The 14,954-nt window shown below is 60.6% G+C and carries 10 protein-coding genes and 1 tRNA gene; all 11 read left to right on the top strand.

Annotation, left to right across the window (positions count from 1 at the left end; all coding sequences use genetic code 11):
- The first annotated feature begins 31 nt into the window (after positions 1-31).
- On the top strand, positions 32-1,222 hold the full coding sequence (gene tuf, locus AB6724_RS04995) for an elongation factor Tu (RefSeq protein ID WP_369337411.1): 1,191 nt from the start codon (positions 32-34) through the stop codon (positions 1,220-1,222).
- Positions 1,223-1,234: 12 nt separating this feature from the next.
- A tRNA-Trp gene (locus AB6724_RS04990) sits at positions 1,235-1,310 on the top strand.
- A gap of 89 nt (positions 1,311-1,399) precedes the next feature.
- Positions 1,400-1,783: a preprotein translocase subunit SecE gene (secE, locus tag AB6724_RS04985; RefSeq protein ID WP_369337410.1), complete on the top strand. Its 384-nt coding sequence runs from the start codon at positions 1,400-1,402 to the stop codon at positions 1,781-1,783.
- Positions 1,783-2,370 carry a transcription termination/antitermination protein NusG gene (gene nusG / locus AB6724_RS04980; RefSeq protein ID WP_369337409.1) on the top strand — a complete coding sequence of 196 codons (588 nt, stop codon included), beginning with the start codon at positions 1,783-1,785 and terminating at the stop codon, positions 2,368-2,370. Before secE ends, nusG begins: the two co-directional genes overlap by 1 nt.
- A gap of 125 nt (positions 2,371-2,495) precedes the next feature.
- The gene (rplK, locus tag AB6724_RS04975; protein ID WP_066480245.1) at positions 2,496-2,927 is read left to right on the top strand and encodes a 50S ribosomal protein L11; all 432 of its coding nucleotides are present in this window, start codon (positions 2,496-2,498) and stop codon (positions 2,925-2,927) included.
- Positions 2,928-3,623 (top strand): 50S ribosomal protein L1, encoded by a 696-nt coding sequence (gene rplA / locus AB6724_RS04970; protein ID WP_369337408.1) that lies wholly within the window; start codon positions 2,928-2,930, stop codon positions 3,621-3,623.
- Between the two features lie 228 nt (positions 3,624-3,851).
- Positions 3,852-4,373: a 50S ribosomal protein L10 gene (gene rplJ / locus AB6724_RS04965; protein ID WP_369337407.1), complete on the top strand. Its 522-nt coding sequence runs from the start codon at positions 3,852-3,854 to the stop codon at positions 4,371-4,373.
- Positions 4,374-4,410: 37 nt separating this feature from the next.
- A complete protein-coding gene (gene rplL / locus AB6724_RS04960; protein WP_003065690.1) occupies positions 4,411-4,788 on the top strand; it encodes a 50S ribosomal protein L7/L12 in 378 nt (125 codons plus the stop codon).
- A gap of 277 nt (positions 4,789-5,065) precedes the next feature.
- A complete protein-coding gene (gene rpoB, locus AB6724_RS04955; RefSeq protein ID WP_369337406.1) occupies positions 5,066-9,178 on the top strand; it encodes a DNA-directed RNA polymerase subunit beta in 4,113 nt (1,370 codons plus the stop codon).
- 20 nt (positions 9,179-9,198) lie between these two features.
- The gene (gene rpoC / locus AB6724_RS04950) at positions 9,199-13,422 is read left to right on the top strand and encodes a DNA-directed RNA polymerase subunit beta' (protein WP_369337405.1); all 4,224 of its coding nucleotides are present in this window, start codon (positions 9,199-9,201) and stop codon (positions 13,420-13,422) included.
- Between the two features lie 117 nt (positions 13,423-13,539).
- Positions 13,540-14,913: a 16S rRNA (cytosine(967)-C(5))-methyltransferase RsmB gene (gene rsmB / locus AB6724_RS04945; RefSeq protein ID WP_369337404.1), complete on the top strand. Its 1,374-nt coding sequence runs from the start codon at positions 13,540-13,542 to the stop codon at positions 14,911-14,913.
- The last annotated feature ends 41 nt before the right edge of the window (positions 14,914-14,954 follow it).

Raw genomic sequence — 14,954 nt, 5'->3', positions numbered from 1 at the left:
GCAGTGATTTAGTTTTTTCGGAGTCGGAAAAATGGCAAAAGAAAAATTCGAGCGCACCAAGCCCCACGTGAACGTGGGCACCATCGGTCACGTTGACCACGGCAAGACCACCCTGACGGCTGCTATCGCCACCGTGCTGTCCAAGCACTTCGGCGGCGAAGCCAAGGACTACTCCCAGATCGACAACGCGCCTGAAGAAAAGGCTCGTGGTATCACGATCAACACTTCGCACGTCGAGTACGAAACGGCTAACCGCCACTACGCTCACGTGGACTGCCCCGGCCACGCCGACTATGTGAAGAACATGATCACCGGCGCTGCTCAGATGGACGGCGCTATCCTGGTTTGCTCGGCTGCTGACGGCCCCATGCCCCAGACCCGCGAGCACATCCTGCTGTCGCGTCAGGTGGGCGTGCCCTACATCATCGTGTTCCTGAACAAGGCCGACATGGTGGACGACGAAGAACTGCTGGAACTGGTCGAAATGGAAGTGCGCGAGCTGCTGTCCAAGTACGACTTCCCCGGCGATGACACCCCCATCATCCGCGGCTCGGCCAAGCTGGCCCTGGAAGGCGACCAATCCGACAAGGGCGAGCCCGCTATCCTGCGCCTGGCCGAAGCTCTGGACACCTACATCCCCACTCCCGAGCGTGCTGTTGACGGCGCCTTCGTGATGCCCGTGGAAGACGTGTTCTCCATCTCCGGTCGCGGCACTGTGGTGACCGGCCGTATCGAGCGCGGCATCATCAAGGTCGGCGAAGAAATCGAAATCGTCGGTATCAAGGACACCCAGAAGACCACCGTCACCGGCGTGGAAATGTTCCGCAAGCTGCTGGACCAAGGTCAAGCTGGCGACAACGTGGGTCTTCTGCTGCGCGGCACCAAGCGTGAAGACGTGGAACGCGGCCAAGTGCTGTGCAAGCCCGGCTCCATCAAGCCCCACACCCACTTCACCGCTGAGGTGTACGTGCTGTCGAAGGACGAAGGCGGTCGCCACACTCCTTTCTTCAACAACTACCGTCCCCAGTTCTACTTCCGTACGACCGACGTGACCGGCTCCATCGAGCTGCCCGAAGGCAAGGAAATGGTGATGCCTGGTGACAACGTGTCGATCACTGTGAAGCTGATCGCCCCCATCGCCATGGAAGAAGGTCTGCGCTTCGCTATCCGCGAAGGTGGTCGTACCGTGGGCGCTGGCGTGGTTGCCAAGATCATTGCCTAATTATTGGTTTGTAGGGGTATAGCTCAATTGGCAGAGCGTCGGTCTCCAAAACCGAAGGTTGTAGGTTCGATTCCTACTGCCCCTGCCACCTCTTAATGGTGGAATCAACGAGAGCCCGCCTTTGGCGGGCTTCGGCGTCTTGAAAATTGCACATTCTTTGTGCATTTGAAATGAAATATGGCCACTACTCAGGTTGAAACAGTCAGCTCTGGCGCTGACAAAGCAAAGCTTGCCGCAGTCGCGGCTTTAGTCGTTGCTTCTATTGCCGGTTTTTATCTGCTGAGCAAGCAAGGTCCGGTGGCGCAGTGGGCGGCGCTGATCGTCGGCCTGCTCGTGGCTGCTGGTGTGTTCCTGATCTCCGAGCCCGGCAAGCGCTTCATTGGTTTTGCGCGCGATGCCTGGCGCGAGGTGAAGAAGGTGGTGTGGCCTACCCGCAAGGAGACATTGCAAATGACTTTGTATGTCTTCGGCTTCGTGGTGGTGATGGCCTTGTTCTTGTGGTTCACCGATAAGACTCTGGAATGGGTTTTGTACGACCTGATTTTGGGCTGGAGGAAGTAATGGCTGATGCTGTCGATACAGATGTGAATGGTGGGGCAGCGGCATCTGCCAATCCCGATCTGCGCTGGTATATCGTCCATGCCTACTCGGGTATGGAAAAGGCTGTGGAGCGCAATATCGCAGAGCGTATTGCGCGCTCCGGCATGCAGTCCAAGTTCGGACGCATCCTGGTGCCTTCCGAGGAAGTGGTGGAAATGCGCAACGGCCAGCGTCGCACCACCGAGCGTCGCCTGTTTCCCGGCTATGTGTTCGTTGAAATGGTGATGGACGACGACACCTGGCACTTGGTCAAGCACACCAGCAAGGTGACGGGGTTTGTGGGTGGTGCCAAGAATCGTCCGGCCCCGATCTCCGAGGAAGAAGTTCGCAAGATCGTGGACCAGATGCAAGAGGGCACGGAAAAGCCCCGCCACAAGGTCGAATTCATGGTGGGCGAGATGGTCCGTGTCAAGGAAGGCCCGTTTGCCGACTTCAATGGCTCCGTCGAAGAAGTCAACTACGAAAAGAACCGTCTGCGCGTTTCGGTCACCATCTTTGGCCGTGCAACGCCTGTGGAATTGGAATTTGCTCAAGTTGAGAAAACTTGAGATTCGCAATAGAATCCAAGGCTTCGCATTTTTTGACTCGATGCGAAGCCTTTTTATAGAGTCAGCAACCCCGGGGAGCTGCCTGCATTCATTGCAAGTGGCGCTATACCCGTAAGGAGCTCAACATGGCGAAAAAAATCGTCGGCTTCATCAAGCTGCAAGTGCCAGCTGGTAAGGCCAATCCTTCTCCTCCCATCGGTCCTGCGCTGGGTCAGCGCGGCCTCAACATCATGGAATTCTGCAAGGCGTTCAACGCCCAGACCCAAGGTGTCGAGCCCGGCCTGCCTCTGCCTGTGGTGATCACGGCTTTTGCTGACAAGAGCTTCACGTTCATCATCAAGACTCCTCCCGCAACCGTTCTGATCAAGAAGGCTGTGAAGCTGGACAAGGGCTCTTCCAATCCTCTGAAGACCAAGGTTGGCAAGATTACTCGTGCTCAGCTGGAAGAAATCGCCAAGACCAAGCTGAAGGACATGAACGCTGCTGACGTTGACGCTGCCGTGCGTACGCTGGCTGGTTCTGCCCGTTCGATGGGCGTGATCGTGGAGGGTGTGTAAATGGCCAAGTTGACCAAGAAGCAAAAAGCTCTCCAGGGCAAGGTGGACTCCACCAAGCTGTACGCTTTCGCTGACGCTGTGGCGCTGGTGAAGGAAGCTGCTACCGCCAAGTTCGATGAGTCCATCGACGTGGCCGTGCAACTGGGCGTGGATGCCAAGAAGTCGGACCAAGTGGTGCGTGGCGCCGTGGTGCTGCCTCACGGTACCGGCAAGACCGCTCGCGTGGCCGTGTTCGCCCAAGGCGCCAAGGCTGAAGAAGCCAAGGCTGCCGGCGCTGACGTGGTTGGCATGGACGACCTGGCTGCCCAAGTCAAGGCTGGCGACATGCCTTTCGACGTGGTGATCGCTGCTCCCGACGCAATGCGCGTGGTGGGTCAGCTGGGCCAGATCCTGGGCCCCCGCGGCCTGATGCCTAACCCCAAGGTTGGCACTGTGACTCCCGACGTGGCCACGGCTGTGAAGAACGCCAAGGCTGGTCAGGTGCAGTTCCGCGTGGACAAGGCCGGTATCATCCATGGCACGATCGGCCGTCGCTCGTTCGACTCCGAAAAGCTGCAAGGTAACCTGGCTGCTCTGATCGAAGCCCTGAACAAGGCCAAGCCCGCTTCCAGCAAGGGCCTGTACCTGCGCAAGGTTGCGGTTTCGTCGACCATGGGTGTGGGCGTTCGCGTCGACACGCAAACCATCTCGGCGTAATTGCTAGAAATCGTCAGGTGAGCTGCTGCTCGCCTGGTGTGGTGGGCTGTGGAAGCCGAGGCTTCCGCAGGTCATCCAAGACCGTTGGTGTGATTCGATCACTTAATCATGATGACCAACGCAGATGGCGATCCCGCTGCAGATGGATGTATTTCCAAAACAGTTGGTCGCTGCAACAAGAGCGTGCATTCAGGGCTTGCCCTGGGTGTGCATTTGAAGGAGTAGACCTTGAGTCTGAATCGCAGTGAGAAAGAAGCGGTCATCAACGAAGTGACCAGCCTCGCCGCTAAAGCTCAAACGCTTGTGATCGCGGAATACCGCGGCATCACGGTCGCCGACATGACCAAACTGCGCGCCGATGCCCGCAGCAAGGGCGTGAGCCTCAGCGTGTTGAAGAACACCCTGGCCCGCCGTGCTGTGGCTGGCAGCCAGTTTGACGTGGTGGCCGACCAGATGACCGGTCCGCTGGTCTATGGCTTCTCTGAAGACGCTGTGGCCGCCGCCAAGGTGGTGGCCGATTTCGCGAAGACCAACGACAAGCTGGTGATTCGTGGTGGCGCTTTCGGTGGCAAGGCCCTGGACGTCAATGGCGTGAAGCAACTGGCAAACATCCCTTCCAAGGAAGTACTGCTCGCACAGCTGTGCGGCTTGCTCATGTCGCCTATCTCGCGTACAGCCGTGGTGCTGGGCGCTCTGGCGGCCAAGAAGGGCGAAGGCGCAGAAGTTGCTGCCGAGGCAGCTGCTGCTTAATCGCAGCAAAACAAACCAACATATTTAGGAAATCAAAATGGCATTCGATAAAGACGCATTCCTGACCGCCCTGGACAGCATGACTGTTCTGGAACTGAACGACCTGGTCAAGGCTATTGAAGAGAAGTTTGGCGTGTCCGCCGCTGCTATGGCTGCTCCCGCTGCTGGCGGCGCTGCCGGTGGCGCTGCTGCTGCTGAAGAAAAGACCGAATTCAACGTGGTTCTGACCGACGCTGGCGCCAACAAGGTGTCCGTGATCAAGGCCGTGCGCGAAATCACCGGTCTGGGCCTGAAGGAAGCCAAGGACCTGGTTGACGGCGCTCCCAAGACCGTGAAGGAAGCCGCTCCCAAGGCTGACGCTGAAGCCGCTGTGAAGAAGCTGGTTGAAGCCGGTGCCAAGGCTGAACTGAAGTAATTCAGTGAAATCAAGGGCTGGAGACCTCCAAAAGGGTCTCCAGCCTTTGGCGCTTGTGGAACGCGCTGAAAGAACACACCAAAAAGCAGGTTTCCTAGGGAGTCTGCTTTTTAGTGTCTTCTGACAATCCGACAGCAGAAGATGCCTTGGTTCGGGCGATGTGCAACGCATCGCCGTCAGCCATGGTTGGTAGTGGCCAACCGCCAAGCCCGCAGGGTGAATCCCCTGTGGGGCAGTCGTCGCAGACCCAGGACTCATGTCTTTGCCCGGAGATCTCATGGCCTATTCTTATACCGAACGCAAGCGAATCCGCAAAAGCTTCGGGAGCCGCGATAGCGTGCTCGAAGTGCCTTATCTGCTGCAGATGCAAAAAGATGCCTATACCGCATTCCTGCAGGCAGATGTAGCCCCCAAAAAACGTACCATTGACGGCCTGCAAGCGGCCTTCAATTCCGCCTTCCCCATCGTCTCCCACAATGGTTTTGTGGAGATGAAGTTTGTCGAGTACAACCTCGCCAAGCCTGCTTTCGACGTGCGTGAATGCCAGACCCGTGGTCTGACCTTTGCTTCGGCCGTGCGCGCCAAGGTCCAGTTGATCATCTATGACCGCGAGTCTTCCACGGCCCAGTCCAAGGTGGTCAAGGAAGTCAAGGAGCAAGAGGTCTACATGGGCGAAGTGCCTCTGATGACCGACAAGGGCTCGTTCATCATCAACGGTACCGAGCGCGTGATCGTGTCTCAGCTGCACCGTTCGCCCGGCGTGTTCTTCGAACACGACAAGGGCAAGACCCACAGCTCGGGCAAGCTGCTGTTCTCGGCGCGCATCATTCCCTACCGCGGCTCCTGGCTGGACTTCGAATTCGATCCCAAGGACCTGCTGTACTTCCGCGTCGACCGTCGCCGCAAGATGCCTGTGTCGATCCTGCTGAAGGCCATCGGCCTGACGCCCGAGACCATCCTGGCAACGTTCTTCGTGAACGACAACTTCCGCCTGATGGACAGCGGCGCGCAGATGGAGTTCGTGGCCGAGCGCCTGAAGGGCGAAGTCGCGCGCTTCGACATCACCGACAAGGCCGGCAAGGTGGTCGTGGCCAAGGACAAGCGCATCACCGCGCGCCACACCCGCGAACTCGAGCAGTCCGGCACCAAGTTCGTCAGCGTGCCCGAAGACTTCCTGCTGGGTCGCGTGCTGGCCAAGAACATCGTTGATCCCGATACCGGCGAAATCATCGCCAAGGCCAACGAGGAACTGACCGAAGCTCTGCTCAAGAAGCTGCGCAGCGCCGGCGTGCAGGACGTTCAGTGCATCTACACCAACGAACTGGACCAGGGCGCCTACATCTCGCAGACCCTGCGCACCGATGAAACCGTGGACGAGTTCGCTGCCCGCGTTGCCATCTACCGCATGATGCGTCCTGGCGAGCCTCCTACCGAGGACGCCGTGCAGGCCCTGTTCCAGCGCCTGTTCTACAACGCCGACACCTATGATCTGTCGCGCGTGGGCCGCATGAAGTTCAACGCCAAGATCGGCCGCGAAGGCGCGACCGGTCCCATGGTGCTGTCCAACGAAGACATCCTGGCCGTGGTCAAGATCCTCGTGGACCTGCGCAATGGCCGTGGTGAAGTCGACGACATCGACCACCTGGGCAACCGCCGCGTGCGCTGCGTGGGCGAACTGGCCGAGAACCAGTACCGTACCGGTCTGGCGCGTATCGAAAAGGCTGTGAAGGAACGTCTGGGTCAGGCCGAGCAAGAGCCTCTGATGCCTCACGACCTGATCAACTCCAAGCCCATCTCTGCGGCCCTGAAGGAGTTCTTCGGTGCCTCGCAGCTGTCGCAGTTCATGGACCAGACCAATCCTCTGGCCGAAATCACCCACAAGCGCCGTGTATCGGCTCTTGGCCCGGGTGGTCTGACGCGCGAACGTGCCGGCTTCGAAGTGCGTGACGTGCACGTGACCCACTACGGCCGCGTTTGCCCGATCGAAACGCCTGAAGGTCCCAACATCGGTCTGATCAACTCGCTGGCTCTGTACGCCCGCCTGAACGAGTACGGTTTCATCGAAACTCCGTACCGTCGCGTGGTGGACGGCAAGGTCACGATGGATATCGACTACCTGTCGGCCATCGAAGAAGGCAAGTACGTGATCGCCCAGGCCAACGCCGATCTGGATGCCGAAGGCAATCTGGTGGGCGAGCTGGTGTCGGCTCGTGAAGCCGGTGAATCGACCCTGGTGTCGGCCGAGCGCGTGCAGTACATGGACGTGTCGCCCGCGCAGATCGTGTCCGTGGCCGCTTCGCTGATTCCCTTCCTGGAACACGACGACGCGAACCGTGCCTTGATGGGCGCCAACATGTCGCGTCAGGCAGTGCCTGTGCTGCGTCCTGAAAAGCCCATGGTCGGTACCGGTATCGAGCGCGTGGCCGCCGTGGACTCGGGCACCGTGGTCACCGCCAAGCGCGGCGGTATCGTCGATTACGTCGATGCCACCCGTATCGTGATCCGTGTGAACGACGACGAAGCCGTGGCCGGTGAAGTCGGCGTGGACATCTACAACCTGATCAAGTATCAGCGCTCCAACCAGAACACCAACATCCACCAGCGCCCCATCGTCAGCCGTGGCGACAAGCTGGCCAAGGGTGATGTGTTGGCCGACGGTGCTTCGACCGATCTGGGCGAAATCGCCATCGGTCAGAACATGCTGATCGCCTTCATGCCCTGGAACGGCTACAACTACGAAGACTCGGTGATGATCAACGAGCGCATCGTGGCTGACGATCGCTACACTTCGATCCACATCGAAGAACTGGTGGTCATGGCTCGTGACACCAAGCTGGGCCCAGAGGAAATCACGCGCGACATTCCGAACCTGTCGGAACAGCAGCTGAACCGTCTGGACGAGTCGGGCATCATCTACGTGGGCGCCGAAGTGCAACCCGGCGACGTGCTGGTGGGCAAGGTCACTCCCAAGGGCGAGACCACGCTGACTCCCGAAGAGAAGCTGCTGCGCGCCATCTTCGGCGAAAAGGCTTCCGACGTGAAGGACACCTCGCTGCGTGTGGACCAGGGCTCGCAAGGCACTGTGATCGACGTGCAGGTCTTCACGCGTGAAGGCATCCAGCGCGACAAGCGTGCCCAGCAGATCATCGACGATGAACTCAAGCGCTTCCGCCTGGACCTGAACGACCAGCTGCGCATTGTGGAAGCCGATGCCTTCGACCGTATCGAGAAGCTGCTGACCGGCCGTGTGGCCAATGGCGGTCCTCAGAAGCTGTCCAAGGGCGCCAAGATCGACAAGGCCTATCTGGACGGCGTGGAGAAGTTCCACTGGTTCGACATCCGTCCCGCCGAAGACGATGTGGCCGCTCAGCTGGAGTCCATCAAGAACTCCATCGAGCAGCAGCGTCACACCTTCGACCTGGCGTTCGAAGAAAAGCGCAAGAAGCTCACGCAAGGCGACGAGCTGCCGGCCGGCGTGCTGAAGATGGTCAAGGTCTACCTGGCCGTCAAGCGCCGCCTGCAGCCCGGCGACAAGATGGCCGGCCGTCACGGTAACAAGGGTGTGGTCTCCAAGATCACTCCGGTGGAAGACATGCCTTTCCTGGCCGACGGCTCCACCGCCGACATCGTGCTGAACCCGCTGGGCGTGCCTTCGCGTATGAACATCGGTCAGGTGCTGGAAGTGCACTTGGGCTGGGCCGGCAAGGGTCTGGGCCAGCGCATCGGTGACATGCTGCAGAAGGAAGCCCGTGCTGCCGAAGTGCGCGCCTTCCTGGAAGAGATCTACAACCGCAGCGGTCGCAAGGAAGAGCTGTCTCACCTCGACGACGGCGAAGTCATGTCCATGGCCAAGGAATTGACCACCGGCGTGCCTTTCGCAACGCCTGTGTTCGACGGTGCTTCCGAAGCCGAAATCAAGGACATGCTGAAGCTGGCCTACCCGGACGATATCGCCAAGGCCAAGGGCCTGACCGAGACCCGCACCCAGGCCTATCTGTATGACGGCCGTACCGGCGAACGCTTCGAGCGTCCGACCACCATCGGCTACATGCACTATCTGAAGCTGCACCACTTGGTCGACGACAAGATGCACGCCCGCTCCACCGGTCCGTACTCGCTGGTGACGCAGCAGCCTCTGGGCGGTAAGGCCCAGTTCGGCGGTCAGCGTTTCGGTGAAATGGAAGTGTGGGCGCTGGAAGCTTACGGCGCCGCCTATGTGCTGCAGGAAATGCTGACCGTGAAGTCCGACGACGTGCAAGGCCGTACCAAGGTGTACGAGTCCATCGTCAAGGGCGAACATTCCATCGAGGCAGGCATGCCCGAGTCGTTCAACGTGCTGGTCAAGGAAATTCGTTCCCTGGGCCTGGACATCGAACTCGAACGTTCTTAATTTGAAAAGGGAAAGAGTCCATGAAATCGCTACTCGACCTGTTCAAGCAATTTACGCCTGATGAGCATTTCGATGCCATCAAGATCGGTCTGGCCTCGCCCGAAAAGATCCGTTCGTGGTCTTTTGGTGAGGTCAAGAAGCCCGAAACCATCAACTACCGTACCTTCAAGCCCGAGCGCGACGGTCTGTTCTGCGCCAAGATCTTTGGCCCGATCAAGGACTACGAATGCCTGTGCGGCAAGTACAAGCGCCTCAAGCACCGCGGCGTGATCTGCGAGAAGTGCGGCGTTGAAGTCACGCAGACCAAGGTGCGCCGCGAGCGCATGGGTCACATCGACTTGGCCGCGCCCTGCGCTCACATCTGGTTCCTGAAGTCCCTGCCCTCGCGCCTGGGCCTGGTGCTGGACATGACGCTGCGCGACATCGAGCGTGTGCTGTACTTCGAAGCCTATGTGGTGACCGACCCCGGCATGACTCCGCTGAAGAAGTTCAGCATCATGTCCGAGGACGACTACGACGCCAAGTGCGCCGAGTACGGCTACGACGAGTTCACGGCCAAGATGGGCGCCGAAGGTATCAAGGACCTGCTGGAAGGCATTGATATCGACATCGAGATCGATCGCCTGCGCAACGATCTGACCGGCTCCGAAGTCAAGGTCAAGAAGAACGCCAAGCGTCTGAAGCTGCTGGAAGCGTTCAAGAAGTCCGGCATCAAGCCCGGCTGGATGGTGATGGAAGTGCTGCCCGTGCTGCCTCCGGATCTGCGTCCTCTGGTGCCTCTGGACGGCGGCCGCTTTGCGACCTCCGACCTGAACGACCTGTATCGCCGCGTCATCAACCGCAACTCGCGTCTGCGTCGCCTGCTGGAGCTGAAGGCTCCCGAGATCATCGCGCGCAACGAAAAGCGCATGTTGCAGGAAGCCGTGGACAGCTTGCTGGACAACGGCCGTCGCGGCAAGGCCATGACGGGCGCCAACAAGCGTGCGCTGAAGTCCCTGGCCGACATGATCAAGGGCAAGAGCGGTCGCTTCCGTCAGAACTTGCTGGGCAAGCGCGTGGACTACTCCGGTCGTTCCGTGATTACCGTGGGTCCTTACCTCAAGCTGCACCAGTGCGGTCTGCCCAAGCTGATGGCTCTGGAGCTGTTCAAGCCCTTCATCTTTGCGCAGCTCGAGCAGCGCGGCATCGCCACGACCATCAAGGCTGCCAAGAAGGAAGTGGAAGCCGGTACGCCCGTGGTGTGGGACATCCTTGAAGAAGTCATCAAGGAACACCCGATCATGCTCAACCGTGCGCCTACGCTGCACCGTCTGGGCATCCAGGCTTTCGAGCCCATCCTGATCGAAGGCAAGGCCCTGCAACTGCACCCGCTGGTTTGCGCGGCCTTCAACGCCGACTTCGACGGTGACCAGATGGCTGTTCACGTGCCTCTGTCTGTGGAAGCACAGATGGAAGCTCGCGTGCTGATGCTGGCTTCGAACAACGTGCTGTTCCCCGCTTCGGGCGAACCCTCCATCGTTCCTTCCCAGGACGTGGTGCTGGGTCTGTATCACGCCACGCGTGAGAAGATCAATGGCAAGGGCGAAGGCATGGTGTTTGCCGATCTGGCCGAAGTCCAGCGCGCGCTGGAAGCCGGCGAGACCGAGCTGCATGCCAGGATCAGCGTGCGTCTGACCGAGTGGAACAAGAACAAGGAAACCGGCGAATTCGAGCCCGTGACCTCGCTCGTGGAAACCACCGTGGGCCGTGCTCTGCTGTCTGAAATCCTGCCCAAGGGCCTGGCTTTCAGCAACATGAACAAGGCGCTGAAGAAGAAGGAAATCTCGAAGCTGATCAATGCTTCGTTCCGCAAGTGCGGTCTGAAGGCCACCGTGGTGTTTGCCGACAAGCTGCTGCAGAACGGTTTCCGTCTGTCTACGCACGCCGGTATCTCGATCTCCATCGACGACATGCTGGTGCCGCCGCAAAAGGCCGACATCCTGGCCCGCGCCGAAGCCGAAGTGAAGGAAATCGAGCAGCAGTACGTCTCCGGTCTGGTGACCTCGGGCGAGCGCTACAACAAGGTGGTGGACATTTGGGGCAAGGCCGGTGACGACGTGTCCAAGGTGATGATGGACCAGCTCAAGGTCCAGAAGACCACCGACCGTCACGGCAACGAAGTCGATCAGGAATCGTTCAACGCGATTTACATGATGGCCGACTCCGGTGCCCGTGGCTCTGCCGCTCAGATCCGTCAGCTGGCCGGCATGCGTGGCCTGATGGCCAAGCCCGATGGCTCGATTATTGAGACGCCTATTACCGCGAACTTCCGCGAAGGCCTCAATGTGTTGCAGTACTTCATCTCGACCCACGGTGCTCGTAAGGGTTTGGCCGACACGGCCTTGAAGACGGCTAACTCCGGTTACCTGACCCGTCGTCTGGTGGACGTGACCCAAGACCTGGTCGTGAACGAACAGGACTGCGGTACTTCCAACGGCTATCTGATGCGCGCCATCGTCGAAGGCGGTGAAGTGATCGAATCCCTGCGCGACCGCGTGCTGGGCCGCTCGACCGCCGAAGACGTGCTGCACCCCGAGACCCGCGACGTTCTGCTGCCTGCCGGCACCCTGCTGAACGAAGATGTGATCGAAGAGCTGGAAGCTCAGGGGGTGGACGAGGTCAAGGTGCGTACCGCACTGACCTGCGAAACCCGCTTCGGTCTGTGCGCCACCTGCTATGGCCGCGACCTGGGTCGTGGCGGCCTGATCAACCTCGGCGAAGCCGTGGGTGTGATCGCTGCCCAGTCCATCGGGGAACCCGGCACGCAGCTGACCATGCGTACCTTCCACATCGGTGGTGCCGCGTCGCGTGCCGCTGTTGCCTCCAGCGTGGAAGCCAAGTCCAACGGCACGATCGGCTTCAACAGCACGATGCGCTATGTGTCCAACACCAAGGGCGAGCTGGTGGTGATTTCGCGTTCTGGCGAGATCGTGATCAGCGAAAACGGCCGCGAGCGTGAGCGTCACAAAGTGCCTTACGGTGCCGTGCTGACCATCAAGCCCGACGAAGCCATCAAGGCCGGCAAGATTCTGGCCAACTGGGATCCGCTGACTCGCCCCATCATTACCGAATACGCCGGTCAAGTGCGTTTCGAGAATGTGGAAGAAGGTCTCACGGTGGCCAAGCAGGTCGACGAAGTGACCGGTCTGTCCACTCTGGTGGTGATCGATCCCAAGCGTCGCGGCTCGGCCAAGGTGGTGCGTCCTCAGGTCAAGCTGATCGACGCCAACGACCAGGAAGTCAAGATCCCCGGTACCGACCACGCTGTGACGATCGGCTTCCAGGTCGGCGCTCTGATTCAGGTGCGCGACGGCCAGGACGTGGGCCCCGGCGAAGTGCTGGCCCGTATCCCTGTGGAAGGTCAGAAGACTCGCGACATTACCGGTGGTCTGCCGCGTGTGGCCGAGCTGTTCGAAGCCCGTACACCCAAGGACAAGGGCACGCTGGCCGAGATGACCGGTACCGTGTCCTTCGGCAAGGAAACCAAGGGCAAGATCCGCCTGCAGATCACCGATCTGGAAGGCAAGGTCTGGGAAGAGCTGGTGCCCAAGGAGCGCAACATTCTGGTCCACGAAGGCCAGGTGGTGAACAAGGGCGAATCCATCGTCGACGGTCCCGCCGATCCTCAGGACATCCTGCGTCTGCTGGGTATCGAAGAGCTGTCGCGCTACATCGTTGACGAAGTGCAGGACGTGTACCGCTTGCAGGGCGTGAAGATCAACGACAAGCACATCGAAGTGATCGTGCGCCAGATGCTGCGTCGTGTGGTCATCGAGAACTCCGGCGATACCTCCTACATCCAGGGTGAGCAGGTCGAGCGCTCGGAAGTGCTCAACACCAACGAAGAGATGCAAAAGGAAGGCAAGCTGCCGGCCACATACTCCAACGTGCTGCTGGGTATCACCAAGGCTTCGCTGTCGACCGACTCCTTCATCTCCGCGGCTTCCTTCCAGGAAACCACCCGCGTGCTCACCGAAGCTGCCATCATGGGCAAGCGCGACGAGCTGCGTGGCCTGAAGGAAAACGTGATCGTGGGTCGTCTGATCCCCGCCGGTACGGGCCTGGCCTACCACCAGGCACGCAAGGCCAAGGACGAGATGGACGACGCCGAGCGCCGCGCCATTGCCGAGGCTGAGGAAGCCGAGCTGGCCGGTATCACGGCCGACGAAGCCGAAGCGCCCGCTGGCGACGCATCGGCCGAGTAAGCCAGGCGCCGGTCCGGTCCCGCAAGGGTCCGGATCGATGCTGATGCACCGCGCTCCCGCTCTGCCTCGTGCAGACGGGAGCGTTTTCTTTTGCTAGATTTTCCAGGCCTGCCATCCATGACTTCAACGCCGTCCACACACAAGAACGCCCATGCGCCCGCTGCTCCCGCGCTCTGGCAACAGCTGGAAGCTGTGGCCCAGGCTCTGCACGGCATTCTGGGCGGGCAGTCCAGCAAGACCGTGCTGGCACAGGTGCCGCAGCGGCTGCGTCCCGGTGTGCAGGCCTTGTTGTTCCAGGTGCTGCGCAATCTGGGACGCGCCCAGGCCTTGCAAAAACAGCTGGCGCCGCGCTCGCCCGCACCCAAGGTCAGCGCCTTGCTGAGCACGGCACTGGCTTTGGCCTGGGATGAGGGCCATGCGCCTTACCCGCCGTTCACGCTTGTCAACCAGGCCGTCGAGGCGGCCAAGCGCGGCGCGGCCCGCGCCCAGTCCGGCTTCATCAACGCCTGCCTGCGCCGCTTTCTGCGTGAGCGCGATGCGCTGGTGGCCGCGACCGATGGCGACCTCGTCGCGGTCTGGAACCATCCCGCATGGTGGATTGCGCGGCTCCAGAAAGACCATCCTCAGGACTGGCAGGCCATTCTGGCGGCGAACAATGCGCAGCCGCCCATGACCTTGCGCGTGAATGCGCAGAAGTGCACGCCAGCCCAGTATCAGGCGGCGCTGGATGCCATGAATTTGAAGGCGACAGCGGTCGCAGAAACCGGGCTCCAGTTGGAGCGCGCGGCTCCGGTGCAGGAGCTGCCGCATTTCGCCGCAGGCTGGGCCTCGGTGCAGGATGCCGCGGCCCAGGCGGCCGCCCCTTTGCTGCTTGCCGGCCTGGCCCAGCCCGAGGGCCGGCCTTTGCGCGTGCTCGATGCCTGTGCGGCCCCCGGCGGCAAGACGGCCCATCTGCTGGAGCGTGCCGCCCCCGGCAGCATCGAGGTGACGGCGCTGGAGATCGATCCCGAGCGCGCTGGCCGCATCACGGAGACCCTGTCCCGCCTGGGCCTGCAGGCCCAGGTGCTGGTGGCCGATGCCTCCCGGCCAGAAGACTGGTTCGAACAGCAATGTGGGGGGCAGTTGTTTGATGCCATCCTGCTCGACGCGCCCTGCACGGCCTCGGGCATCGTGCGGCGCCAGCCCGATGTGCGCTGGCTGCGCCGCGAAAGCGATGTGGCCCAGCTCGCGGCCATCCAGTCCGACCTGCTCGATACCCTCTGGCCGCTGCTGCAGCCCGGTGGGCGCATGGTCTATTGCACCTGCTCCATCTTCAAGGCCGAGGGGCATGAGCAGATGCAAGCGTTTCTTGCACGCAACACTACGGCGGCCAGCTTGCCCGCTCCCGGCCATTTAATACCCGGCAACTCAACCAAAGCCGGCGTCGTGGCCGACAATCGTCTGGGTGATCACGACGGCTTTTTTTACGCTCTGCTCGAAAAAACGCGCTAACGCCGAGGCGGGGGCGGTATGGCGCATGGCCTGGGCGGCCA

Source organism: Comamonas guangdongensis, from assembly GCF_041079535.1.
GTDB lineage: Bacteria > Pseudomonadota > Gammaproteobacteria > Burkholderiales > Burkholderiaceae_C > Comamonas > Comamonas guangdongensis.
This window is presented reverse-complemented; position numbering and strand designations above follow the sequence as displayed.

What these genes read in the sequence shown, in the direction of transcription:
- rplL (WP_003065690.1), top strand. Translation starts at nt 4,411, where the DNA reads ATGGCATTCGATAAAGACGCATTCCTGACCGCCCTGGACAGCATGACT.
- rpoC (WP_369337405.1), top strand. Translation starts at nt 9,199, where the DNA reads ATGAAATCGCTACTCGACCTGTTCAAGCAATTTACGCCTGATGAGCAT.
- nusG (WP_369337409.1), top strand. Translation starts at nt 1,783, where the DNA reads ATGGCTGATGCTGTCGATACAGATGTGAATGGTGGGGCAGCGGCATCT.
- rplA (WP_369337408.1), top strand. Translation starts at nt 2,928, where the DNA reads ATGGCCAAGTTGACCAAGAAGCAAAAAGCTCTCCAGGGCAAGGTGGAC.
- tuf (WP_369337411.1), top strand. Translation starts at nt 32, where the DNA reads ATGGCAAAAGAAAAATTCGAGCGCACCAAGCCCCACGTGAACGTGGGC.
- rsmB (WP_369337404.1), top strand. Translation starts at nt 13,540, where the DNA reads ATGACTTCAACGCCGTCCACACACAAGAACGCCCATGCGCCCGCTGCT.
- secE (WP_369337410.1), top strand. Translation starts at nt 1,400, where the DNA reads ATGGCCACTACTCAGGTTGAAACAGTCAGCTCTGGCGCTGACAAAGCA.
- rplK (WP_066480245.1), top strand. Translation starts at nt 2,496, where the DNA reads ATGGCGAAAAAAATCGTCGGCTTCATCAAGCTGCAAGTGCCAGCTGGT.
- rpoB (WP_369337406.1), top strand. Translation starts at nt 5,066, where the DNA reads ATGGCCTATTCTTATACCGAACGCAAGCGAATCCGCAAAAGCTTCGGG.